Consider the following 23,665-nt stretch of genomic DNA (forward strand, 5'->3'; position numbering starts at 1 on the left):
TGTCTGTTTAAATACGTTATACTATGCTACTTACTTTATATGTTAGGTGTTAAGAATGATGTTAGACAATTTAAGAGGCATGGCGGTATTCGCCAGTGTTGTCGGCCATGGTTCATTTAGTGGGGCAGCTAGACAGTTAGGTATCACCACCAGTGCTGTAAGCCAACAAATCAGATCACTTGAAAGAGATCTAGGCGTAGTCTTATTACATAGATCTACTCGAAAGTTAAGTTTAACGGAAGCGGGTGCTAGCTTCTATGAATCTGCTAAAGATGTTGTTACCGCAGCAGATCAAGGTCGTATAAAAGTTAACCAACTACGTGACGAGTTAGCAGGTAGTTTAAGAATTGCAACTACTCCTGAATTAGGGGTTAACCATATTCTTCCAGCTTTATCTACTTGGATGTCTGCTCATGATGATTTAAGCATTCATTTCCTAGCAGATAACCATTATATCGATATGATCGATGAGCGTGCTGACATTGCTATTCGTATGAGCCCACAGATTAAAGACAGCTCTGTAGCGACTTATCCGCTAGCTGAAGTCAAGCAAATGTTGGTAGCATCTCCTCATTACTTAAGACAGCATGAGAAGATTACTAAGCCTAAAGACTTGGTTAATCATCAGCTTATCAGCATTGATTTAATGAAAGATCCTAATACCTTAGATTTCAATAGCATTGAAACTGGTAAAAAGAACCGTGTTAAAGTACCTTCTAGAATTCAGACCAATAACGTCTTCTTAGCGGCTACTTTAGCTAAAGAAGGTCATGGTCTAGTACGTGTCATGTCACTTGATGTTCAAAAAGAATTGGCTTCTGGTGAGTTGGTAGAAGTAATTCCTGAATATGCATTACCACACTTCGTTCTATATGCAGTTACTTTAGATCGTGAGCAACAACCTGCAAAAATTACGCGTTGTCTTGAAGTTCTAAAAAAGCACTTTCATGCTGCAGCATAATTAACACCTTAAAATAGTTTCTAACTTTAAGGCTTACGCTAAAGTAGTGTTCATGATATATAATTAATATCTTAAGACACTACTTCAGCGTATTTTTTTGTCCATATGTTTTTGATTAAACTAAGTTTTTAAATAAATATTTTTGAATAAATTTAGATGTGCTATCTGCTAGTTATTTTATAAGGTTGTTTATAATAGATTATGGAAAATAGACTGATTAATCCTTTAGAGCGTCAAGATGATGGGGTGGATAGCAATATTCGCCCAGGGACACTGGCAGAGTACATTGGTCAGCCAGTTGTACGTGAGCAGATGGAGGTTTTCATTGAAGCAGCTCGGCGGAGACAAGAGGCCTTAGACCATACTCTAATCTTTGGCCCTCCTGGTTTGGGTAAGACCACATTGGCCAACATCATTGCACGTGAAATGGGCGGTAATTTGCGCTCAACCTCAGGTCCAGTGCTAGAGCGAGCTGGTGACTTAGCTGCTATGCTGACCAATCTTGAAGAAGGCGATGTGTTATTTATTGACGAGATTCATCGTCTAAGTCCGGTTATTGAAGAGATCTTATATCCAGCAATGGAAGACTTTCAGTTGGATATCATGATTGGTGAGGGACCGGCCGCTCGTTCTATTAAGCTGGATCTACCGCCCTTTACTTTGGTAGCTGCGACAACGAGAGCAGGTCTACTGACCTCTCCATTACGAGATAGATTTGGTATTGTGCAGCGCCTAGAGTTTTATAATATTGAAGATTTGACTACTATTGTGAGCCGTTCAGCACGTTTGATGAATGTGGAAATGACGGCGGAAGGTGCCGTCGAAGTGGCCAGACGTTCTCGTGGTACGCCTCGTATAGCCAACCGTTTATTACGCCGAGTTCGAGATTATGCTGAAGTTAAATCTAACGGCAAGGTCACCGGTGATATCGCTGATAGTGCTTTAGATATGCTTGCGGTAGATAGAAGAGGCTTGGACCACTTAGATAGACGCTATATTGAGATGGTTCATGCCCGATTTGATGGAGGTCCTGCTGGGGTGGAGGCTATCGCTGCGGCAATGGCTGAAGATAGAGGTACTTTAGAAGATGTCATTGAGCCGTATTTAATCCAGCAAGGCTATGTGCTAAGAACCGCACGAGGTCGTGTATTGACTCAAATGGCGATTGATCAACTCTAATTAATTTATCTCAAATCATCCGAAGATTAATATTGAGTGCAAGCTATTAGGCTTGCACTTTTTTTTGATGTTTGATTTTAAGGTTGGCGATAAGTTTGAGTTAAGCTTTCATTTTTTTGATTTCAACTGGAGTGTCGATAGCTTTAGATTTTTTATATTGGTATTTACCAACCGCCATTAAGCTTAATCCGCCAATTACCAGTACTAATAATATGAGCACAGGGTTTCTCCAAAAAGGAATACTGCCTTGCTCAGAATCTAGGCTGCTAGAGACGTTTTGATTTTCCTTATTGTTACTTGTATCCAAAAAACCAAAGTTAACAAACGGTCTAGAGGGCGGCTGCACAGGTTCTGGGGACACTTTTAGACGTTTACGGCTTAGATAAATATCTGAAATCTTAGCCAACTGTAATAACCAGCGCTGGTAAGGCAAGCTAATGTTAGGCATATTCCCAAAAGTTAATACATCACTGTTATTAGCGTTATCTACAATAAGCTGATTATTGTCAGTGGATAAGTTATGAGCTAAAGGGGTCTGATGGGTTCGACCAATCACTTTGGCGTAATGCGGGATTTGTTCTGCAGGATTGGAGGAGGATATAGCAGGCTGTTTATAGCCAGTTATTTGATGCCAATTCGTATCAAAATTAGGCAGCTCACCAGCTAGCAGTTTATTGTTAGCATTACCGCGTTCATCTAACTTATTTATCTCAATACGATTTAACTCAAAAAACTGGGGTTGTAGCCCAAACCAGCAGTCAACTTCTTGGGCATCTAATTGTGCATAATCCGCTAATATGGCTATTTCTCTTAGGCAAATTAGGCTTAACGCCCCGAATAAAGGCCGTACTTGACTGCTTGTTAATTGAGTCTGCTCAGCAAGCTTTTGGCATATCAATTTTTGTATTTCAGTTGAGCCAAATAAGGTATCATTGATAGCATTACCATTTAGATGGGCTGCACTCATGGTCTCTAGATTGAAAGCATTGTATTTACGCAGCTCTTTGATTTGACTGCGGCTCAATAGCTTTTTTAGGACAGCCTCCCCACCGTGTTGTTGGTTATAAGCCATAAGTCCACTAATGATAGCCTGAATGCCATTTTGAATGAGTACTCGGGCCTGAGGTATTGAGACGTTACCTATATCTGCAAAGATGGCATCGATAGGTAAAGTATCTTCAAATAGAAAATCATAAAGTGACACGCGGGTGGGTAAAAGAGCTGTCATAAGACCTACTACTATGAATTATTTATAGTTATCATAAGGGCGATTTACTTCAGTTACAACCTTTCGTTGCACATAAGTTGCCCAAATACTTCTAAATGTAGATTTTAATAATCTAATAATAAGAGTCAAGAACATGCCAAATTTAAAAATATTCGAAAAGATCACGCCAAAAATTATTGTTAATATCGCCAAACAGACCTTAACTTTAAGCCTTCCTAATGCGCAAGGTGATTGCGACACGCATGAATTTATCATTTCAACAGCAAAAAATGGCATAGGCAGCCAAGAGGGCAGTGGCTGTACGCCATTAGGAAAACATTTCATTGCCAACAAAATAGGAGATGATGCTCCTATAAACAGTGTGTTCGTGGGCAGAGTAGCCACTGGTGAGATATATGATGAGCAGCTAGGTAAGGAGTATCCTGAACGAGACTGGATTTTAAGTCGTATACTTTGGCTGAGCGGCTGTGAAGAGGGACATAATAAAGGCGAGAACGATGAAGGCTGCTGTGATACCTATCAGCGTTACATCTATATTCATGGCACTCCAGACACAGAGCCAATGGGGATGCCTCTTTCACATGGCTGTGTGCGTATGCGTAATGAGGAGCTGATCTGGTTGTTTGATCAAGTGGAAGAAGGCACGCCAGTTGAGATTGTAGAAAGTTAATTTGCGGCTCTAAATAAAAAAAGCTTGTTCTTAGCGGGAAGCAAAGGACAAGCTTTTTTATTTTTTATTCTTACTTAGAGGTGTTATTGATTAATAGCTCAGTAAGAACTAAGTTCACCAAAACTTAGGAGCATCTTTTATGATTTTCAGACTCTCTGCGCACTCCAAAGCAGCATGGCTTTCTTGGGCAGTAAAATAGCCAACAGCGAACCAAGCTGCAGGGTCAGTCTGTGCTTTTTGTCTATAAAAAGCTTGGCCAACGATATCATCATTATAGTCCCCTAAAAGCTCTTGAGCAGGTTCTAAGTGCTGTAAGAAAGCTTTGGTTTTCTTCTTTTTGTACATAGGGCTGACAAACTCACTAATATAGCGCAAGCTCTTTAGCCGCTTTCTGACATCATGCTGTGCTTCTATATTTAATGAGGCAAACTGATCACTGGCTTTGCTGATTTTTTTGTATAGCGACTCTAGGATTTTAACAGTTTGCTGCTTAGCATTGCCTTTGCTATGAGGCTTGTCCTTCTTAGCAGGACTCATGATATATTCAATTAATTCAAGTAGTGCTATTTGAAAATCAGGCGCTCTAATGGCATCAATAGGCTTAATCTTAATAGAGTCACGCTCTGTTGACCAGTCAACATAAGGCGCACCTTTGCTCTCTAGTATAGGCTGGGTTCTGGTTTGTAACAGCTCATGGTCACGGTATTCACCCAATAAGCCAAAGGTTTGTTTTAAAATTGGGGCCCATTCAGGATTTAACTGTGAGGAAAACCCTTCAAAGAATTTTAAGGCAGTACGCAGTCGTCTAATGCCCACTCGCAGTTGATGGACGTGATTACCATCAGTGCTGCCTGCAGCAATAGCACTAACGTTAGGTAGAATTTGTATCATGCAGTTGTGAATCACTGCGCGCATAAACTGAGGCTGGCTCATTTTTTTATTTAAAGCCAACTTCTTTAAATCGGCTTTGGTGGCTTCAGCATGCTCTTTGCCTGCCAGCATCAGACCGCCACGCTCTGCTTTGGTGACAGTAGATAAGCAGAGGTTATAACGTTTCGCCCAAGTTTTAGCCACTTCAAATAAGAATGAAACATCCCCTTCTATTAGCTCAAACTCTAACTCTAATATAGGCTTACTAATTTGTGAGTCTTCACCGTGGATGACCGTGCCCTCATCATAAGCCATTTCAATCAAACCGGTCTCACCTCTGATAAGTCGGGTGGTGCGTTCAATATCGGTGATATAAAGGCGGTTTAGCTTATCTGAAACTTCTTCGTCGCTCGAGCTTAGTACCATCTTTTCTATGTCCAAATCCTCATAAACAGAAAGATCAGGATATAAAGCATTGGCCTTGATGGCTTCATTAACTTGAGCCTCATCGAGAATGTTGTTTTGTTCACCGCGAGAGGCCATGCCATCGCCATTGGACTTTAAAGTCTGTACCCAAGTATCCCCTTCTTTACGAATTCTAAGAGCCATACCGGACTGGGCTAAGATATTATCAGCGGTATCGTAGTAATGTGCGGCTAACTGGGTAGTATTAGATGACTTGATTTTAGCCTGACGCATAAGTGAGTCGACTTTATATTCGGGTACTAAAAACTTAAGTTCAATTTCTTGCATGATGTTTCCTTGAGTCTCAACTCATAGAAGAGGGTATATAAGTACTTATAATGGTTAATAATTTTTTTTAATCTAAGCCATTAGATAGAAGAGATTTAATAGATATGGAGTATCCTAGGATATGTCAACAATAATAACAAGCGTATTAAGGTGACAGATTTATGACATGCAGAGGGTAGGCGTAAGGGGAAAGTGTTTTTTAAAACATAAAAAAAGTCGCCCTAACCGAAGTTAGAGCGACCTTTTGTTCAATGAGGAACTAAGAATCTTTTATAAAGAGTTCTTAGAACTGGTTCATTGTGTTTTTCTCACCGCCAGCTTTAAGTGCGTTGTCACCAGAGAAGATCTCTTTGTGGTCGTCACCTAAGTCTGAACCAGCCATTGCTTGGTGCTTAACGCAAGAGATACCTTCACGGATTTCTTTACGTTGTACGCCAGCTGCATAAGCAAGCATGCCGTCTTCACCGAAGTAGCCTTTAGCAAGTTCGTGAACGCTAAGAGCTGTAGTGTGGTAAGTAGGTAGAGTGATTAAGTGATGGAATACACCCGCTTCACGTGAAGCATCTTTCTGGAAGTTCTTCGCAGCTAAGTCAGCAGCAGCGTCAAGCTCAGTACCATCATAGTCAGCACTCATCAAGTTGTTCTTGTCGTATGCTGATACGTCTTTACCTTCTTCTTCCCACTTAGCGATAACTTGCTTACGGAAGTTTAGAGTCCAGTTGAATGATGGGCTGTTGTTGTATACAAGTTTAGCTTCTGGACGCTGTTCTTTAATACGGTCAACCATCATTTTGATGTGTTCAACGTCTGGAGTAGGTGTTTCGATCCATAGAAGGTCAGCACCGTTTTCTAGAGCAGTTACACAGTCAAGTACAACGCGGTCGATGTTAGTTTCTTCACGGAACTGGTATAAACCGTTTGGTAGACGAACTGGGCGAACTAGTTTACCATCACGCTTTAATAGTACATCGTTTTCTTTAGCATCAGCGATGTCGATTTCTTCAACGTCGATGAAGTCGATGTATTTAGAAGCTAAGTCACCTGGTTGCTCAGATACTGGGATTTTCTGAGTTAGTGAAGCACCTTCAGAGTCAGTACGGGCAACGATAACACCGTCGTCAACACCTAGCTCTAAGAATGCATAACGGATAGCGTTTAGCTTAGAGATGAAGTCTTCATGTGGTACAGTTACTTTACCAGCTTGGTGACCACACTGCTTAGCGTCTGATACTTGGTTTTCGATCTGGATAGCACAAGCACCCGCTTCGATCATAGCTTTAGTTAGTAGGTAAGTCGCTTCTTCGTTACCGAAACCTGCGTCGATGTCAGCGATGATTGGCACAACGTGTGAATCAAAGTTGTTGATTTTTTCTTCGATTTCAGTAGTGTCTTGACCCGCTTCTTTAGCAGCGTTTAGCTCACGGAAGTAGTCGTTTAATACTTTAGCGTCTGCTTGACGTAAGAAAGTGTAGATTTCTTCGATTAGAGCAGGAACAGTTGTTTTTTCGTGCATTGATTGGTCAGGTAAAGGACCTAGCTCTGAACGAAGTGCTGCAACCATCCAACCTGATAGGTAGATGTATGTTTTTTCAGTAGTACCGAAGTATTTTTTCTTAGCGTACATAGTTTGTTGAGCAACAAAACCATGCCATGCACCTAGAGACTGAGTGTACTTAGAGTGATCTGCATCATACTCTGCCATATCTTTACGCATGATAGCAGCAGTGTATTTGGCGATATCAAGACCAGTTTTAAAACGGTTTTGAACCATCATACGTGCAGCATCAGATTCGCTGATGTTCTGCCAGTTGCCATGTTTTGCTTTGATTTCACGGATATGGTCAATAGCTGATTTATAAGTTGACATCAATTGTCTCCTTGATTGGGGATGGGTTAGGTGAAATAAAGGCTTCTATTATTTTATTATTAAATAAAACTAAAGAAGCTTTTATTTAACTCACTTTCTAATACTGGGTTAAAGCTATGGTAGCTGTGGCCTAGTAAAAAATTTGAGTGTATTGCTAATGTTCTTTTCTTAAGCCGTTCTTATAATCTTCCATGAAGCTCATTGAGATTGACTTAAGTTGTAGTGTAATAACACTTGCCCTTAACACTTGATAAACACTATAACCACATTACTTAAATTTATCTAGTTTATGAAGGTTATCTTGGGTATTTATTTAAATTATAGTATAATGGATATATAGGGTTGAAGGGGGTTTTGAGCCCTTTTTCAATTACCGTATGAGCCTTGAATAATGGGGTTTTTGAATGAGGTTAGTATAAACTGACTCCAAAAGTGAGTAGGTAGCTCACCTCATTTCAGCGCTGTTTTTTTGATATATTTACTTTTTTATGCCACAAAAGTTACTTCTTCGGTGTCAATAACTGTCAAATAAAAAGTCATGTTTTTTTGGGGATTGCTCATCAGCTTTAATCATAATCCTAAAAAATACCAAATAGGGTTAGGGGCTAACTCTACTAATAAAACTGACTAATAAACTTGATTGTTATAGGCAGTCTTGGGCGTACTAATCACAGAGAGTGTTATGAATTTACAAAGGGTTGATTTAAATTTATTGGTTAATTTAGATGTTTTGTTGCGTGAAAAAAACGTCACCCGTGCAGCCGAGCAATTGGGCATCACTCAGCCTGCAATGAGTAACATCCTACGTCGTTTACGTAAGTTATTTAACGATCCGTTGTTGGTTCGCTCATCAGAAGGTATGACCCCTACAGAACGCGCTTTAGAGCTACAACCGCGAGTTCGTGAAATACTGGCTGAGCTATCTCAATTGCTAGAGCCGCGTACCGAGTTTAGACCCTATACCACTTCTCGTGTGTTTAGAATTATGACCTCCGACTACGCTGAAGCCACCTTAGTGCCTCGTTTGGTTAAGGCTTTGCGTTCGGAAGCTCCCAATGTCATTTTAGACTTCTTAACCCCGTCGGATGTGTCTTATCGCGATATGGAGCAGGGACGAGTGGACTTAGCCATTAACCGCTTTAACGAGATACCACAAAGTTTCCACCAAGTACTGGTGTGGCGTGATACCTTTAGTTGTTTGCTATCAGCCGATAGTCCTTATGCGCATCGCTTTAATCTCAAAAACTATCTAAAAGCGCAGCACGTCTGGGTATCTAAAACCGGTATGGGGGTTGGCTTTGGGGTAAACCCAGATAAGTCGGGTGGTCTAGGCTCTATTGACCAAGCATTACAGCGTTTGGGTCAAAAACGTCAGATCAGTGTCTTCACTCGTCACTATCAAATGCCGGCGATGCTTGCTGCAAACAAAGATTTGATTGCGACCTTACCAACTCGAGTAGCGAGAATGCAGGCCAATAATGACAGTATTGTGTTAAAAGAGCCGCCATTTTTTATCCCTGAGTTTGAGCTGACTATGGCTTGGTCGCCTTTACTGCAACATCACCCTGCCCATAGATGGCTTCGTCAATTAATTATGCATGTGGCCCGTCAAGTGGTGGCTGATGAAGAAGCTGGTGAAGATGAGGTGCATAAAATCAGCCATTTATTTTAATTAAATCAGAGAGTTGTATATTAAGATGTTTTAACATATCCATGACAGTTGTTTACATCCTCATAAAGCTAAGAGGCTTTATAGTTGTTATGCTAGTAAGGGTCAAAGAACAAAAAAGTGGTCACTAAATTAATGGTTACTTAATTAAAGTCACTAAATTAAATAGTGAAATTTAATGTCAATATAAACAAGTATGACCACTAATAACAAACTTACTAGCATAATAAATAAGGATATCCCTATGTCAGATATTACTACTATAAATCCTGCCACCGGTGAAGAAATCACGTCATATAGCTATATGAGTGATTCAGAAGTTAATAGCATCATCGATGCCTCTCATGAAGCCTTCTTAAAATGGCGAGAAGAGACGCCAGAAAATAGAGCCAAAGTTATTCGTTCAATCGGTGAAAAACTGATTGAGTATAAAGAAGAGTTGGCAAGTTTGATGACTGAGGAGCGAGGTAAAACCTATACTCATAGTCTGCAAGAAGTCGATTTGTGTAAAAGCATTTGTGACTTTACTGCCGATCAAGGTATAGCAGCGCTAGCTGATGACGAGCGTGACCTAGAAGGGATTAAAAAAGGCATCGTCACTTATCAGCCAATCGGTATCGTTTATGGTATCCAGCCTTGGAACTATCCTGCTTATCAAGTTATTCGCTATGCAATCGCTAACTTGATGGCAGGAAACAGCATCTTATTAAAGCACGCCTCTAACGTAACCGGCTCTGGATTATTGATTGAAAAAATCCTACACGAATCGGATTTACCAAATGACTTATTCCGTGCCCTAATCGTCAGCCATGATCAATCTGAGCAAATTATTGAAAATGATAAAGTTCGTGGCGTGACCTTAACGGGTAGTGATAAAGCAGGGGCAGTGGTTGCCCAACAAGCTGCAAAAGTTCTGAAGAAAACCGTTATGGAGCTGGGCTCAAACGATGCGTTCATCGTCCTTGATGATGCTGACTTAGAACTGGCGGCAGCAACTTGTGCTTACGCTAGACTGTACAACAATGGTGAAACTTGTGTGGCGGCAAAACGCTTCGTAGTAGTGGACTCTGTCTATGACAAATTCCGTGAACTACTTATTGAGAAGTTTAAAGGCTACAGTGTAGGCGATCCAATGCAAGAGTCTACAGATGTAGGCCCTATGTCGAGTACCAAGCAGCGTGATACCTTGCAACAGCAAATGCAAGAGAGTATCGATAAAGGGGCGAAAATCGCTTATAGCAGTGAGCTTGATTCAAGCTTATCGAAAGAAGGTGCTTTCCATCCTTTAGTCATTTTAGAGAACATTACTGAAGACCAGCCGGCTTATAAAGATGAGCTATTTGGTCCCGTTGCCTCTTTAATTCGTGCCAAAGATGAAGAAGATGCCTTCCGTATTGCTAATGATAGTCGCTATGGTCTAGGCGGTGGTGTATTCTCAAAAGCTGAAGACAAGGCCATTCGCTTAGCAACCAAATACTTCGATACAGGTATGGTTTATATCAATGGCTATAGTTTAGTACACCCAGGTCTTCCTTTCGGTGGCGTGAAAAACTCTGGCTTTGGTCGTGAGCATGGTGGCTTTGGTATCAAAGAGTTCGTTAACGTTAAGGCGTTACACGTGGTTGGCCAAGCTCCTGCTTAATTATTAGATTAAAATTAGCAGGTTAATTATCAGGCTAGCTTTAGATATAGCCACTCGTAAATCAAAAAGCCCTCAGCACATAAGTGTTGGGGGATTTTTTTATTACCTTAAATCCTACAATACTCGATAACGAGTAAATAAGCGGCTTAAAATCCTACAATAAAGCTTTGTTAAATCCGCCAATGGCCGTATTATTTTGCTAAAATCCTAAGCATTGCCTTTAAGTAAGTGTTATTACCCTTTTGTTAGCTTTACTGAGATTCTTAATAATGACCCCTGTACAAAAGCGACCGCAAGTTAGTAGACAGATTATTAGTCTAATAAAAAGTCACATCTTAGTTGTTTTAATACTGGTGCTCTGGCAGCTGTGTGTATCATTAGAGGTGATACCTGATTACTTACTACCTTCGCCGCTGCAGATTGTTGAGGCCTTTATTGAAGATTTTCCATTATTGATGGAGCATGCCAAGTACACCTTAGCGACAGCTTTTATAGGAACAGCGATTGGGCTTATCATCAGCTTTGTGTTATCGATCCTCATGGATTTATCGAAGACCATGAAAGAGCTGATTTATCCTGTTATTTTGTTGAACCAAACCATTCCCACCATTGCCATAGCCCCGTTATTAATTATCTGGCTTGGGTATGGGATTACTCCTAAAGTGGTTTTGGTTGTTTTGGCGGTATTCTTTCCGATAACCATTGCTTTAGTGGATGGCTATCAGTCTGTCAGCCGTGAGCATTTAAACCTCTTTAAGTCGATGAAGGCTTCGAGGTATCAGCTGTATCGCCATTTGAAAATACCCTCAGCCATGGGCTCATTTTTTACTGGTTTGAAAGTGGCTTTATCCTATGCCCTAATCTCAGCAGTTATTGCTGAATGGCTAGGGGGGTATCATGGACTAGGGGTATATATGACCCGTGTCCGTAAATCTTATGATTTAGACAGTATGTTTGCAGTGATTTTTTTAATCAGTTTCCTAACGATTTTGCTTATCGGACTGGTGAAATGGTTGGAAAGACGAGTATTACGTCATAACTATTTATAAAATAATTTAAAAGAGGATTCATAGTGGCAATTTTAAGCTCAAGTCGTATTAAAGCCAACAATTTGTATTCTATGGTTGTGCTATCGTTACTTGTGATTATGGCGCTAAGTTTAGTGGCCTGTCAGCCAAAAGCGGATAGTACCAAACGAGGTGAGGATGGTCTTACAGAAGTTGTGATCTCATTAGACTGGGTGCCCAATACCAATCATACGGGTCTGTATGTGGCCCAAGAAAAAGGATATTTCGCGGATCAAGGTTTGGCGGTCAAAATTGTTCAACCTAGTGAAGACAGTGCCTCAACGCTAGTGGCCAATAATAGAGCAGACTTTGGGGTGTACTTCCAGTCAAATATGACTTCAAGATTGGCCAAAGACGTACCTATTACTGCCGTAGCAGCAATTTTGCAGCACAACCCAGCAGGGCTTTTGAGCTTAAAATCTTTGGGAGCCCAGTCGCCAAAAGACTTAAACGGCAAACGTTACTCAACCTGGGAAGATCCTATTGATGATGCGACTGTGGCCCATATCGTAGGCAGTGAGCTGGTGAAAATTCCAGGCGAGGCGACAGATGCTACCGTGGCTTTAAGAATGAATCAATTTGATTATATTTTAGCTTACTATGGCTGGGATGGTATTCATGCACAGCTTCAAGATGTAGATACCAACTTTTTCTTCTTAAAGGACTATGAGCCAAGCTTTGATTATTATGCCCCAGTAATTATTACTAATAATAAGCTGTTGGAAACCAATCCAGAGTTGGTGAGAAAGACCTTGGCAGCAATGAAGCAAGGCTATATCTATGCAGCAAATAACCCTGAAGAAGGGGCGGAGATATTAGTAAAGCATGCGCCTGAGACCAATAAAGAGCTTGCGCTTGCCAGTCAAAAATATATCTCAACTCAATATTTAGATGAAGAGGGTGATTGGGGTAAGTTTGATTATGCCCGTTGGGATAGGTTTTATGACTGGGTTTATAAAAACGGTCTGTTAGAAAAACCACTTCCGCCTCAAGCGGGTGTTAGTAACGATTATCTGTAATTATTTTGGTCTACTTACACCCTGTTGTCTTGACCCAGTATCCGATAAAGTGAGCTGTATTAGTAATGGATAAGGTACTTGTTTTAAAAGAAATTACCCATGCCTTTGAGCAAAAGCCTATATTTGAAAACTTAAATATGGCAGTGACAAAAAATGATGTGGTAAGTATCGTTGGTGCCAGTGGGGTGGGTAAGACCACGCTGTTTAATATTGCAGCAGGGTTGCTTACGCCTACCTCTGGAGAGGTCTGGATAAACGGGGTTGAGACCACAGGGCAGGCAGGTACCGTAGGCTATATGCTCCAAAAAGACTTACTGCTGCCGTTTAAGAGTGTGTTTGATAACATTGCCCTGCCGCTTACTTTAAAGGGTTATAGTAAGACAAAGATTGAAGAGGTTGTAACACCGCAACTGGCTCACTTTGGCCTTCAGAGGTTGGAGCATCAGTATCCACAGACCTTATCGGGTGGTCAACGTCAGCGAGCAGCTTTACTGCGCACTTACTTAAGCGATAACCCGATTATGCTACTTGATGAGCCATTCTCCGCCTTAGACTTTGTAACCAAAGACGAGATGTATCAGTGGTTTAGTCAGCTCCAAAAGCGTTTGGAATTAACCTGTCTGATTATCACCCATGATATTGATGAGGCGATTTATCTCTCCGACCATCTCTATGTATTGAAGGGTGAGCCCGCTCAGTTAACCGAACACTTTGTCATTCCTAAGTCGGAAGGCTTTTTGGACAGCCAACAATATTTGGTGTTAAAAAAACAAATCTTGGCGGCCATTCAAGCCCCATAAAACGGATAGCCAGTTAAAAGGATTTAATGATGTTTGGTATCGAGAATTATTGGGGGTTTTTGGCAGCAGGCTTGCTGCTAAATTTAACTCCAGGTGCAGACAGCTTGTATATTATTATGAGGAGTATCTCACAAGGGCCACAGGCAGGCGTGTTTTCAGCGTTAGGCATTACCTCTGGTATCTTAGTGCATACCTTGTTAGCGGCGCTTGGCTTGTCTGTACTGTTGGCAAGTTATCCACTGGCTTTTACTGTGGTCAAATATATAGGGGCACTTTATCTGTGCTATTTGGGAGTAAGACTGTTATGGCCCAAGGCTAACAATAGCACGCAAGTTGCTGATCAGCTATCCGAAGGCGTAATTCCTGAGGTGAAGCAGGGAATCAACCCATGGCAAATTTACAAGCAAGGGGTATTGACCAATGTATTCAATCCCAAAGTAGCCTTGTTTTTTTTAGCCTTCTTCCCCCAGTTTATCGACCCCAATTACGGTTATGCGATGCTGTCTTTTTCTTTACTAGGATTAAGCTTTGCGGCCACAAGTGTGGTGTGGTGCGTAAGCTTAGCACTGCTAGCAGCAAGATTTAGTGAACAGCTGAGACAAAATCCAAGCATTGAGGTTTGGCTGAATAAGATAAGTGGGGTGGTGTTTATTGGTTTGGGGCTAAGGTTGATGAGTGCCAAACTTTAAACAATAAAAAACCCAAGTCATGACTTGGGTTTTTTATTGTTTAAAGTTTGATTTTACTTGGCTTGTTGCTGTTTGGCTTAGGTTTAACTATCTAGCTATTTGGCTATTTAGCCAAAGCTTCAACGGTAGGGCAGGCAGATAAGGGGCTGCATCTGCGTTCTCATTAATAGCCTTAAGATTTAGTGCGCCCTGAGCGATAAGCAAAATGGTCCATGGCAATACTTGATGCTCAAGCTTTTGAACACGTGCTTGCAGCTCTTCAGCAGACTCACTGTGATCAACTGCAAGCATCGCTTGAGTCAATACCTGACCAGCATCAAGCTCAGCTGTGACCACGTGCACGCTACAGCCATGATGGGCGTCGCTAGACTCTAGAACACGCTGATGAGTATCTAACCCTTTATATTTTGGCAATAATGAAGGGTGTAGGTTAATCATTGGTGCCGGTGAGCCGCTAATGAAATCATCACTCAGTACACGCATAAAGCCAGCCAATACGACCAAATCAGGCTGCCACTCGTTAAGCTGAGCACCAGCATGGCGCTCAAAGGTTTTAATCCCCATACGCTTGCCAGCATTCTCACCTTCAGTGATATGAGAGAATACGGCTGTGGCTATCCCAGCTTGCTGTGCTCGAGTCACCGCGTAAGCTTCTTTAACATTACTAATGACACCGACAATCTCGATAGGTAAGCTACCGGCATTCATGGCGTCAATTAGTACCTGAAGGTTGCTACCACTTCCTGAAACTAGGACTGCAACCTTCAAAGGTTTTTTCGATAAAGAGTGTGAATCAGTCATGTTACGAATATACCACCGCATCATCAGTACGAGCGATAATTTCACCGAAGATGAAAGACTTTTCACCGGCATCATTTAAGATGCTAACGGCTTGCTCAGCCACTTCAGCGGGTACCACAACTACGAAGCCTACACCACAGTTGAAAGTACGGTACATTTCAGACTGCTCAATGTTGCCGTGCTTTTGAAGCCAGTTAAATAGCTCAGGCATCTCCCAGCTTTGGATATCAATTTTAGCGGCTAAATTCTCTGGTAATACGCGAGGTAAGTTTTCAGTAAATCCGCCACCTGTGATGTGCGACATAGCATGTAGTTTGCTATTACCCAGTGCTTTTTGTAACGCTTGGATAGATTTGACATAGATTTTGGTTGGGGCCATTAACGCATCAGCAATAGGCTGACCGTCTAAAGTCTCGTCAGAGTTTGCGATATCTACACCGCTAACTTCGATAACTTTACGGATTAGCGAATAACCGTTTGAGTGAGCACCACTTGATGCGATACCGATTAGAACATCACCTTCAGCAACATTTTCACCAGTAATAACTTCAGACTCTTCAACCACACCCACACAGAAGCCAGCTAAGTCGTAGTCTTCATCTTGATACATGCCTGGCATTTCAGCAGTTTCACCACCGATTAGCGCACAATTAGACTGTTTACAGCCTTCACCGATACCGCCCACAACTGAGGCTGCAGTATCTACGTCTAATTTACCAGTAGCATAGTAATCTAAGAAGAATAGAGGCTCAGCACCACACACCAATAAATCGTTGACACACATGGCCACTAGGTCAATACCGATGGTGTCATGACGGTCTAACTGAAGGGCAAGCTTAAGCTTAGTACCCACGCCATCTGTTCCTGATACTAATAGCGGTGATTTATAGCCTGTAGGAATACGGCATAAGGCGCCAAATCCACCAAGACCACCAACAACTTCAGGGCGAGTGGTTGATTTAGCAACAGATTTAATGCGTTGAACTAGGGCATCACCTGCATCAATATCCACACCAGCGTCTTTATAGCTTAGTGAAGTTGGCTTGTCTTGAGTTGACGAGTTAGCAGATGCATTAGAATTTGGATGGCTCATGGTAGCAGCAGACCTTAATAAGCGAATGTGAGAATAAAATAATAGAAGGTTTAGATAAAAAACTAAGTGCACAAATTGGCAAATAGCAGTTCTCTGGTGGCATTATACGCAAAAACACAAGGCTCGCAAAATTTAACGAGCATTAATTGATGATAAAAACAAAAAATGACCAAAATTCAGTTAATGATTACGTTGTTGTGGATTATTATAGAGTTAATTATGACTTATTATTTAAGTTCTCAAATTTAATTAAATGTCAAAAAAAGATAATTTCATTTTTTTGTGAAGCTTTTGGATTATAGAGAAGACTGTCTATGCAAGTTGCAAGATTTGACCCCTTTTTTAAGCGTTTATTTGCCATTGTCGCCATCGGAATTGGTTTATGGCTTATATATTTGCTAATTCCTGTTATTTTGCCTTTTTTAAGTGCCTTTATACTTGCTTATCTTCTTAATCCCATCGTGGCGCGATTGGCTCGTATTATGCCTAGGTGGTTGTCTATTTTGATTGTGTATACCGCCATCATCTTTGGGTTTGTGGCTTTATTATGGTGGCTGCTACCTACGCTATGGATACAGATTGAGTCGGCGTGGCAATACTTCCCAAGACTGGTTGAGTGGTACAACAGCGATATGCGTATCTGGGTCAATGATAACAGTCGTTTCAACTTGCCTGTCTTAGAGTCACAGATCGTCTCTGATACTATGCTTGAGTATCTCAATAAAAACTATAATGTGGCAGATGCTCAGTCATTATTACTCCATGTTATGAACTCAGGGCTAACGGTTATTAATAATACCGGTCTTGTGGTTTTGGTTCCTATTTTGACCTTTTATTTCTTATTTAATTGGAATGAGCGTCTGCAAACTTGGAAAGCTGCTTTACCTGCGGCCAGCTCAAAGAAAATCATTGAGATTGCCCATGATTGTGACAAAGCATTAATGGCCTTCATTAAAGGTCAGCTGTTGGTCATGATATTGCTAGGGGTGGTCTATGCGGTACAATTACAGCTTATTGGATTAGAGCTGGGGTTAATTATTGGTATGGTGGCAGGTATTGCCAGTTTTGTGCCCTACCTTGGTTTTGGTATTGGCTTTATTGCAGCCATCATTGCCGGACTCTTCCAGTTTGGCCTAGATTGGCTACAGCTTGGGCTTATTGTGGGGGCATTCTTGGTGGGTCAGGCGGTAGAAGGTTATATCTTACAGCCACTACTTCTTGGTGACAAAATTGGGCTGTCTCCGCTATGGGTAATATTTGCTGTGCTGGCGGGCGCAAGCTTGCTAGGCTTTGTGGGAATGCTAATTGCTCTCCCAGTTTCTGCCATTATTAATGTCTTATTCCGTCATGCTTATGCCGCTTATCAGAATACAGATTGGTATAAAGGCCGAAAGCAATATAAATTATTTGAGTAGTTAACTGCTAGGAGATAAAAAGTGTTTGTTAGGGTTTACTGGCTTATTACAAGGTAATGTCATATTATTGTTCATAAAATTGTGATATAAATAAACGTTATAAAGTTATATCGAGCCGAGATACTAGCCTGATGACAAATCAATTAAGTTTAAATCTGGAAGTAAGGAGAGATGCTAGCCTGAGCGATTTTTCGGGGCCGGGCTGGTCGACTTTAATCGATGCTGTTCGTCAACTGCATGTTGGCTTAATTGGACAGATGTATATCTATGGTAGTGCTGCTACCGGTAAGACACACTTACTTTCGGCCATTTGCGAATCTTATATGGAGATGGATAAGTCTGCTATCTGTCTTTCTTTAAAAGAGTTGGTCAACACTGATGTGGGGGTATTGGCCTCGCTTGAAAGCTTTGACTTGGTTGCTATTGATGACTTGGAAGCCATTCGCAATAGTCGAGTGTGGCAAGAGGCTATTTTCCATTTAATTAATCGCAGCCGTGAAGGTCAAGGCCAATTAATCTTTGCTGCCAAGACACCAGCTACAGAGTTGCCGTTTGAGCTTCCTGATTTACTCACTCGACTGATCCAGTCTCCAGCTTTTAGAGTACCAGAAGGTCATAATATTGCAGATAGAAAAGCCATGCTTGAGTCGGTCATGCGTAGACGGGGTTGGCAGTTTGACTCTCGTATTGCTGAGCATCTATTGAATGAAGGCCCACACCGTATTGGGGGTATGCTTGATATCTTAAATATTATCCAGCCGCTATTTTCTAACCTAAATCGCTCTCATGTGTCCAAGGCTGTGATCAATCAGGCCATTACTATGATTGATGAACAAACCCTTATGGCGGAGCTTGAGGATATTCATCAAGAAGCTCACGAGGACTTCTTATCTAAGTCAGAAGAGAGCAATCCTTATCGTGACAATATGACTTTAAACTTTTAAAAAAATAGCAGATAATCTTTAAATTGTAATTTTTTCCAGTTATGCTACAGCATATTTTTATTTTCTTTTTTAAAAATTAATATTCACCTAATTCCAATATTCTTTAAGGCTAGCTCATGACTGATACAACCCACAAGCCCCTGCTTAATAAACTTTTAACTGTAGCAGGTATCGGTTTATTCTCGGTAACATTTGCACATGCTGATGTGACTTTGAAAGTAGATGATAATATTAAAGTCACTGTGTTAAACGGTAAGCAGTACAACACCAGCTTATTTCAACCCTTACAAAAAACCTTTACCTTACAGCCAGGTAAGCACGTTATCACAGCCAAATATGATCGTCTGTATGATCTTACTGGTGATAATCATGATTATTTGCGCTCTGGAAATGTAACAGTAACTGCTGACTTAGAAGACAACCAAACCTATCGTTTGGCAATGCCAGGTCAACCAGAAAGATACCAAGAGGCCCAGAAATACGCTAAGGCTCCAACTTTAGCAGTGATGAAAGGCTCAACTGTGATAGCACAGACAAAAGGCACCACTGAACAAGGTGGCTTATTCTCAGGTCTGTCTTCTATATTTGGTGGCAATGACGCGCAGATCGAGAACCAAAAAGCGATTGCTGCAGTTAATAGCTCATCAACCACTACTCAATCTAATTCGGCTACAGCTATTGCTCCCGTTGAAGCCACTACGACCAGTAATAGTGCCAAAGCAGATACTTTAGACAACTTCATGCAGTTGTGGTTACAAGCGACTCCTAATGAGCGTGAAAAAATCCGTCAGTGGATTCAAAAGTAACTGTTGTTTTGAACTAGACCTCAATTTGTTCTTTTATGGCTTATTAAGCTACGTTTAAAAACAATAATAGTCTATTAAACCCGTCAGCTTACTGGCGGGTTTTTTATTAATTGCATAATAAAATAAAAGGTTGGAGGCAAAGGCTAAAACGGTATAACGCCTTTACAATATGGCATAGTTTTAATATATTTATTTTGATAGTATATTGTTAATTGCATAGGACACCTGTGCATGAGAGTGGTTAAATAAATCAATTATAAATAAGGATTTTTACTATGGCACATTTACGTTTAGGTGATGATGCTCCAAACTTTGACGCCCCAACAACTGAGGGTGATATTAACTTTTATGATTGGGCAGGTGATAACTGGGTAGTATTCTTTTCACACCCAGCTGACTTTACCCCAGTATGTACTACTGAATTAGGTCGTGCTGCAGCCTTAAATGGTGAGTTTCAAAAGCGTGGTGTTAAGCCAATCTGTATCTCTGTAGATGATGTAGAAGATCATAAAGCGTGGGCAAGTGATATTGGTGAGACTCAAGGTACTGCTTTAAACTTCCCAATTATTGGTGATGAGAATAAAAAAGTTGCTGAATTATACGACATGATTCACCCAAATGCGGCGACTACTCACACAGTACGTAGCGTATTTATCATTGATCCAAAGAAAAAAGTACGTTTGATCCTAACTTACCCAGCAAGTGTTGGCCGTAACTTTGATGAAATCCTTCGTGCTATTGATGCGCTACAATTAACAGATGAGTATAACGTTGCTACTCCTGTAGATTGGAAAGATGGTGATGACGTTATCATCCCACCAAGCATCAAAACTGAAGATATCTCTGAAAAAGATTATCCAAAAGGCTTCACTGAGATTAAACCTTACTTACGTACTACACCTCAGCCAAATAAATAACGGCAGGTAGTAAGGCTAAACGGTTTAAAGACCAGAAGCTAAGTAAAATAAAAAGCTCCCACAAAATAAGTTGTGGGGGCTTTTTTTATCTGTTTATACTATTAAAACTTAGACAATCAAAATAAAACTTATAAAACGAAAACCTATTTTATTAACAAATATTGATATGGTGTTATTCATTGAATTTGATATGATTAGAGAGCAAGTAGGGATAACTAAAACTATATATATCAAAGATAAAACTAAATCAAAGGGAGTTTGAAATGAAAAAACTATACTTAACTCGTATGGCGCCTAATCCACGTAAAGTAATCATTCTTTTGCAAGCTAAGGGCATAGATATCGACGACATTGATGATATTGATGTGATTGATATCGACATGACAAAGGGTGAGCATTTAACTGAAGAGTTTCGTAAGATTAATCCGCTACAGTTATTGCCGGTATTAGTGCTTCAAGATGGCACCGTACTCAATGACTCACAAGCAATTTGTGAGTACTTAGATAGAGTCTACGGAGAGCGCTCCGTGATGGGCAATGATGTGGTTCAGCGTGCTCAGGTGTGCTCTATAAGACGAACCGCTGAATTTGAAGTGCTATATAACTTTATGCTCGCATTCCAACACAGTCATCCATCAAAGGCCAAACGGGTAGATCAAGTGCCTGAGTTTGCAGCCAAATCCATTAAAAGAGCTGAAAAAGTCTTGCCTTACTTTAACGATATTCTAAAAGACAAAGATTACTTAGTCGGTGACCAGTTAAGTTATGCAGATATCGTCTTTTATATTGGTTTAGATTTTGGAAGATTATTGAAGTTTGATCCAACCGCACATGGTGAAGGCATCGCTCGTTTCTACAATTCAATGAATGAACGCTTTGGTCTTAAAAAGTAAGGAATATTATGCTGTCTGCAAAAACTCTGTTTATTACTATGGTTACAGGTAGCCTACTACTAACCGGTTGTCAAAAAATAGATTCACTCACTTCCCAATCTACTGCAGCCCAGTCCAATACTATGATAAATACTGAAAACAAGCTGATACTCAATACAGCGACTTTGGCTGACTATCATTGGCAATTACTGTCTGCCAAGGACAAGCAAGGTGATCCCTTATCAGCTTTAGAAGCGATTAAAGACCAGGTGCGCTTGAAGTTCTATCTGCAACAAAGTACTCAATATGCCAGCTTCACGGTAGGCTGTAATAGTATGAGCGGTAACTTTACGATATCCAATCAGCAGCTAAAAATTGGCGATGTTATAAGTACTGAGATGTATTGTGAAGATCTAGACCCAGCAGAAAGGCTGATGGCTCAATTAATGCCGGGTAATAGTAAGCTTAAGCTATCTGTTGAAAACCCGAGTAAGTCAACCACGACTCAGCCGCTGTTAACTCAGGAATTTGCGACAGGGGAGACTTTGGTTTGGCAAGGTACTGCAACTGCAGAAGCTAAGTATCAGCAGCAGCCCGATCTGGTCTTTTGGGAAGTGAACCATCAGCTTCAAGATTGTCCTAATCCTGATCAAAAGACCTGCCTGAAAGTAAGACCGGTTTATTATGATGAACAGGGTATTAAAAAAGGGGTAGGTGACTGGGATATCTTTGTAGATAATATTGAAGGCTATAACCATGATAGCAGTGTCGATACTGTGCTGCGCCTAAAGCGTTTTACGGTTGACCCAGTAGAGGTTAAGGGTAAGCAGTTTGTCTATGTGTTTGACCGTATTGTCGAAAGCTCTGTAGTTAACTAAAGCTAGAAGCTGGGCTGCTTGAGCCAATAAAGTATTAACCGGTTATTAAATTATTAAAATAAAAAATCGCCTATATAAGTTATAGGCGATTTTTTTTAAGACTTAGTTTTATTTTAAACTGGCCAAGTCCTCTTCAGTTAAGCGCCAACGTCCTTTTTTCTTGGATGCACCACGACCACGTAGCGTGGTATTCATAAGAAGCTTGTTCATAGAGTGGCTAGAGTGAGCATGGCAAATAGCGCAGGCAAGACCATCGGCGGCATCTTGTTGCGGGGTGACATCAAGCTTTAAGATACGACAGACCATCTCTTGCACCTGACCCTTATCGGCCGCGCCATAGCCACAGACTGCTTGTTTAATTTGTCGTGCGGTGTATTCAGACACCTCTAAGTCTAAAGCTACCAAAGCGGCAATAGCAGCTCCACGGGCTTGGCCTAATTTTAGAGCAGAGTCGGGGTTTTCAGCCATAAAGACTTGCTCAACGGCGGCATGAATAGGTTCATCAGAGTATTTTTGATGGTATTGAGTAATCCGGGTAATCCCATTGAATATGCGCTTTAGACGTTCTGGCATCTCTTTGGTGTCGGTTCTGATGGTGCCAGCATCCAGATAACGTAAGGTATCTCCTTTTTGATGAATAATACCGTAACCTGTCATTCTAGAGCCGGGATCAATACCAATAATTATCGCCATAATAAATCAAATTATCCTAAAGATTATAAAGTTTGTGCTGCAGAATTTTGTTGAATACAGACAAAATTTCAGTATTATTCCTCAACAAAATTCACTTAAGATTTGATAGTATAGCAAGCCATCCCCATATATCTAATACATATTAAATTTTAGTTATTTTCAAAATCAAAATAGGACGACACATTATGGGTCAATTAGTTGGCTTAGCCATCGTATGGTTTATTATTGAAATGCTACTGTGGTATTTAGTGGCACAATTTATCAGTGGCTGGTGGGTATTCATCTGGTTTATCGTGGCTGCTGTTATTGGGCTTAGCTTAATACGTCGTGGTATGACTACCTTAAACCCTATGGCGCAGCAGATGAAAGCAGGGGGTATGATGAATCCCGCCATGCGTCCACCTGAAGACACCATTATCAAAACGGTAGCTATGGCAGTAGGAGGATTATTACTTCTGATACCTGGTCTACTGTCTGACATTCTAGCCTTGTTAGTAGTCTTACCACCTGTGCAGAAAAAACTAAAAGATATGGCCAATAATTACGTCATGAATAATCAGCAAAAAATGATGGAAATGATGGCAAAACAGATGGGCGGTCAAATGGGAGGTCAAAATCCATTTGGTGGCATGGGTGCTGGTGGTAATCCATTTGGAGGTCAAAACCCATTCGGCGGCGGTCAAAACCCATTCAACAACCAACCAGGCTCTAAAAATGCTAGCCCATTTGGTAATGGATTTAAGCAAAACACTACGGTAGATGGCTCAGCTAAGCCGGTTATCAAAGATGTGAAAAAATTAGAGAAGCCTGCTAACGATGAATAGCCGGTTAG

The 23,665-nt window shown here is 40.9% G+C and carries 22 protein-coding genes; 16 read left to right on the forward strand and 6 right to left on the reverse strand.

Features of this window, described 5'->3' with window-relative positions:
• The first annotated feature begins 58 nt into the window (after positions 1–58).
• Positions 59–961, forward strand: a complete 903-nt coding sequence (locus A1232T_RS11640) for a LysR family transcriptional regulator (protein ID WP_167367076.1) — start codon at positions 59–61, stop codon at positions 959–961.
• 201 nt (positions 962–1,162) lie between these two features.
• Complete coding sequence (ruvB, locus tag A1232T_RS11645) at positions 1,163–2,140, forward strand: Holliday junction branch migration DNA helicase RuvB (protein WP_077449570.1); 978 nt, start codon at positions 1,163–1,165, stop codon at positions 2,138–2,140.
• Between the two features lie 100 nt (positions 2,141–2,240).
• On the opposite strand, the gene A1232T_RS11650 is transcribed toward ruvB, so the two are convergent.
• Positions 2,241–3,368, reverse strand: a complete 1,128-nt coding sequence (locus tag A1232T_RS11650; RefSeq protein WP_077449571.1) for a hypothetical protein — start codon at positions 3,366–3,368, stop codon at positions 2,241–2,243.
• A 133-nt stretch (positions 3,369–3,501) separates the two neighbouring features.
• Here A1232T_RS11650 and A1232T_RS11655 point away from each other — a divergent pair, with 133 nt between their 5' ends.
• Complete coding sequence (locus A1232T_RS11655) at positions 3,502–4,038, forward strand: L,D-transpeptidase (protein WP_077449572.1); 537 nt, start codon at positions 3,502–3,504, stop codon at positions 4,036–4,038.
• Positions 4,039–4,152: 114 nt separating this feature from the next.
• Here the strand turns inward: A1232T_RS11655 and A1232T_RS11660 are convergent, their stop codons facing one another.
• On the reverse strand, positions 4,153–5,661 hold the full coding sequence (locus tag A1232T_RS11660; RefSeq protein ID WP_077449573.1) for a CYTH and CHAD domain-containing protein: 1,509 nt from the start codon (positions 5,659–5,661) through the stop codon (positions 4,153–4,155).
• 283 nt (positions 5,662–5,944) lie between these two features.
• Positions 5,945–7,528 (reverse strand): isocitrate lyase, encoded by a 1,584-nt coding sequence (locus A1232T_RS11665; RefSeq protein ID WP_077449574.1) that lies wholly within the window; start codon positions 7,526–7,528, stop codon positions 5,945–5,947.
• 682 nt (positions 7,529–8,210) lie between these two features.
• Here A1232T_RS11665 and A1232T_RS11670 point away from each other — a divergent pair.
• The 6 genes from A1232T_RS11670 to A1232T_RS11695 all read left to right on the forward strand — a co-directional run bounded on the left by A1232T_RS11670 (position 8,211) and on the right by A1232T_RS11695 (position 14,414).
• Positions 8,211–9,200, forward strand: a complete 990-nt coding sequence (locus A1232T_RS11670; RefSeq protein WP_077449575.1) for a LysR family transcriptional regulator — start codon at positions 8,211–8,213, stop codon at positions 9,198–9,200.
• A gap of 241 nt (positions 9,201–9,441) precedes the next feature.
• Positions 9,442–10,839 carry an NAD-dependent succinate-semialdehyde dehydrogenase gene (locus A1232T_RS11675; RefSeq protein WP_077449576.1) on the forward strand — a complete coding sequence of 466 codons (1,398 nt, stop codon included), beginning with the start codon at positions 9,442–9,444 and terminating at the stop codon, positions 10,837–10,839.
• Between the two features lie 269 nt (positions 10,840–11,108).
• Positions 11,109–11,888: an ABC transporter permease gene (locus A1232T_RS11680; protein WP_077449577.1), complete on the forward strand. Its 780-nt coding sequence runs from the start codon at positions 11,109–11,111 to the stop codon at positions 11,886–11,888.
• Positions 11,889–11,911: 23 nt separating this feature from the next.
• Complete coding sequence (locus A1232T_RS11685) at positions 11,912–12,925, forward strand: ABC transporter substrate-binding protein (protein ID WP_244152461.1); 1,014 nt, start codon at positions 11,912–11,914, stop codon at positions 12,923–12,925.
• 65 nt (positions 12,926–12,990) lie between these two features.
• On the forward strand, positions 12,991–13,725 hold the full coding sequence (locus tag A1232T_RS11690; protein WP_077449578.1) for an ABC transporter ATP-binding protein: 735 nt from the start codon (positions 12,991–12,993) through the stop codon (positions 13,723–13,725).
• Positions 13,726–13,754: 29 nt separating this feature from the next.
• Entirely contained in the window at positions 13,755–14,414 is a 660-nt protein-coding gene (locus A1232T_RS11695) for a LysE family translocator (RefSeq protein ID WP_077449579.1), read from the forward strand.
• A gap of 87 nt (positions 14,415–14,501) precedes the next feature.
• Here A1232T_RS11695 and purN read toward each other — a convergent pair whose 3' ends face one another.
• Together purN and purM are read right to left on the reverse strand one after the other, a co-directional pair.
• Positions 14,502–15,215 carry a phosphoribosylglycinamide formyltransferase gene (gene purN / locus A1232T_RS11700; protein WP_167367075.1) on the reverse strand — a complete coding sequence of 238 codons (714 nt, stop codon included), beginning with the start codon at positions 15,213–15,215 and terminating at the stop codon, positions 14,502–14,504.
• Between the two features lies 1 nt (position 15,216).
• Complete coding sequence (purM, locus tag A1232T_RS11705; protein ID WP_077449580.1) at positions 15,217–16,308, reverse strand: phosphoribosylformylglycinamidine cyclo-ligase; 1,092 nt, start codon at positions 16,306–16,308, stop codon at positions 15,217–15,219.
• Between the two features lie 314 nt (positions 16,309–16,622).
• On the opposite strand from purM, the gene A1232T_RS11710 reads away from it, so the two are divergent.
• The 6 genes from A1232T_RS11710 to A1232T_RS11735 all read left to right on the forward strand — a co-directional run bounded on the left by A1232T_RS11710 (position 16,623) and on the right by A1232T_RS11735 (position 22,140).
• Positions 16,623–17,723 (forward strand): AI-2E family transporter, encoded by a 1,101-nt coding sequence (locus A1232T_RS11710; RefSeq protein ID WP_077449581.1) that lies wholly within the window; start codon positions 16,623–16,625, stop codon positions 17,721–17,723.
• A gap of 131 nt (positions 17,724–17,854) precedes the next feature.
• Positions 17,855–18,667 (forward strand): DnaA regulatory inactivator Hda, encoded by an 813-nt coding sequence (hda, locus tag A1232T_RS11715; protein ID WP_077449582.1) that lies wholly within the window; start codon positions 17,855–17,857, stop codon positions 18,665–18,667.
• A gap of 116 nt (positions 18,668–18,783) precedes the next feature.
• The gene (locus A1232T_RS11720; protein ID WP_077449583.1) at positions 18,784–19,473 is read left to right on the forward strand and encodes a DUF2057 domain-containing protein; all 690 of its coding nucleotides are present in this window, start codon (positions 18,784–18,786) and stop codon (positions 19,471–19,473) included.
• A 275-nt stretch (positions 19,474–19,748) separates the two neighbouring features.
• Positions 19,749–20,390: a peroxiredoxin gene (locus A1232T_RS11725; RefSeq protein WP_007393659.1), complete on the forward strand. Its 642-nt coding sequence runs from the start codon at positions 19,749–19,751 to the stop codon at positions 20,388–20,390.
• Positions 20,391–20,653: 263 nt separating this feature from the next.
• On the forward strand, positions 20,654–21,283 hold the full coding sequence (locus A1232T_RS11730) for a glutathione S-transferase family protein (protein WP_077449584.1): 630 nt from the start codon (positions 20,654–20,656) through the stop codon (positions 21,281–21,283).
• A gap of 8 nt (positions 21,284–21,291) precedes the next feature.
• The gene (locus tag A1232T_RS11735) at positions 21,292–22,140 is read left to right on the forward strand and encodes an META domain-containing protein (protein WP_077449585.1); all 849 of its coding nucleotides are present in this window, start codon (positions 21,292–21,294) and stop codon (positions 22,138–22,140) included.
• A 108-nt stretch (positions 22,141–22,248) separates the two neighbouring features.
• Here the strand turns inward: A1232T_RS11735 and ruvC are convergent, their stop codons facing one another.
• Entirely contained in the window at positions 22,249–22,833 is a 585-nt protein-coding gene (gene ruvC / locus A1232T_RS11740; protein WP_077449586.1) for a crossover junction endodeoxyribonuclease RuvC, read from the reverse strand.
• 185 nt (positions 22,834–23,018) lie between these two features.
• On the opposite strand from ruvC, the gene A1232T_RS11745 reads away from it, so the two are divergent.
• Complete coding sequence (locus tag A1232T_RS11745; RefSeq protein ID WP_077449587.1) at positions 23,019–23,657, forward strand: FxsA family protein; 639 nt, start codon at positions 23,019–23,021, stop codon at positions 23,655–23,657.
• Positions 23,658–23,665 lie beyond the last annotated feature (8 nt).

The sequence above is a fragment of the Psychrobacter pasteurii genome (genome assembly GCF_900162815.1).
GTDB lineage: Bacteria > Pseudomonadota > Gammaproteobacteria > Pseudomonadales > Moraxellaceae > Psychrobacter > Psychrobacter pasteurii.

What these genes read in the sequence shown, in the direction of transcription:
- A1232T_RS11640 (WP_167367076.1), top strand. Translation starts at nt 59, where the DNA reads ATGTTAGACAATTTAAGAGGCATGGCGGTATTCGCCAGTGTTGTCGGC.
- ruvB (WP_077449570.1), top strand. Translation starts at nt 1,163, where the DNA reads ATGGAAAATAGACTGATTAATCCTTTAGAGCGTCAAGATGATGGGGTG.
- A1232T_RS11650 (WP_077449571.1), bottom strand. Translation starts at nt 3,368, where the DNA reads ATGACAGCTCTTTTACCCACCCGCGTGTCACTTTATGATTTTCTATTT.
- A1232T_RS11655 (WP_077449572.1), top strand. Translation starts at nt 3,502, where the DNA reads ATGCCAAATTTAAAAATATTCGAAAAGATCACGCCAAAAATTATTGTT.
- A1232T_RS11660 (WP_077449573.1), bottom strand. Translation starts at nt 5,661, where the DNA reads ATGCAAGAAATTGAACTTAAGTTTTTAGTACCCGAATATAAAGTCGAC.
- A1232T_RS11665 (WP_077449574.1), bottom strand. Translation starts at nt 7,528, where the DNA reads ATGTCAACTTATAAATCAGCTATTGACCATATCCGTGAAATCAAAGCA.
- A1232T_RS11670 (WP_077449575.1), top strand. Translation starts at nt 8,211, where the DNA reads ATGAATTTACAAAGGGTTGATTTAAATTTATTGGTTAATTTAGATGTT.
- A1232T_RS11675 (WP_077449576.1), top strand. Translation starts at nt 9,442, where the DNA reads ATGTCAGATATTACTACTATAAATCCTGCCACCGGTGAAGAAATCACG.
- A1232T_RS11680 (WP_077449577.1), top strand. Translation starts at nt 11,109, where the DNA reads ATGACCCCTGTACAAAAGCGACCGCAAGTTAGTAGACAGATTATTAGT.
- A1232T_RS11690 (WP_077449578.1), top strand. Translation starts at nt 12,991, where the DNA reads ATGGATAAGGTACTTGTTTTAAAAGAAATTACCCATGCCTTTGAGCAA.
- A1232T_RS11695 (WP_077449579.1), top strand. Translation starts at nt 13,755, where the DNA reads ATGTTTGGTATCGAGAATTATTGGGGGTTTTTGGCAGCAGGCTTGCTG.
- purN (WP_167367075.1), bottom strand. Translation starts at nt 15,215, where the DNA reads ATGACTGATTCACACTCTTTATCGAAAAAACCTTTGAAGGTTGCAGTC.
- purM (WP_077449580.1), bottom strand. Translation starts at nt 16,308, where the DNA reads ATGAGCCATCCAAATTCTAATGCATCTGCTAACTCGTCAACTCAAGAC.
- A1232T_RS11710 (WP_077449581.1), top strand. Translation starts at nt 16,623, where the DNA reads ATGCAAGTTGCAAGATTTGACCCCTTTTTTAAGCGTTTATTTGCCATT.
- hda (WP_077449582.1), top strand. Translation starts at nt 17,855, where the DNA reads ATGACAAATCAATTAAGTTTAAATCTGGAAGTAAGGAGAGATGCTAGC.
- A1232T_RS11720 (WP_077449583.1), top strand. Translation starts at nt 18,784, where the DNA reads ATGACTGATACAACCCACAAGCCCCTGCTTAATAAACTTTTAACTGTA.
- A1232T_RS11725 (WP_007393659.1), top strand. Translation starts at nt 19,749, where the DNA reads ATGGCACATTTACGTTTAGGTGATGATGCTCCAAACTTTGACGCCCCA.
- A1232T_RS11730 (WP_077449584.1), top strand. Translation starts at nt 20,654, where the DNA reads ATGAAAAAACTATACTTAACTCGTATGGCGCCTAATCCACGTAAAGTA.
- A1232T_RS11735 (WP_077449585.1), top strand. Translation starts at nt 21,292, where the DNA reads ATGCTGTCTGCAAAAACTCTGTTTATTACTATGGTTACAGGTAGCCTA.
- ruvC (WP_077449586.1), bottom strand. Translation starts at nt 22,833, where the DNA reads ATGGCGATAATTATTGGTATTGATCCCGGCTCTAGAATGACAGGTTAC.
- A1232T_RS11745 (WP_077449587.1), top strand. Translation starts at nt 23,019, where the DNA reads ATGGGTCAATTAGTTGGCTTAGCCATCGTATGGTTTATTATTGAAATG.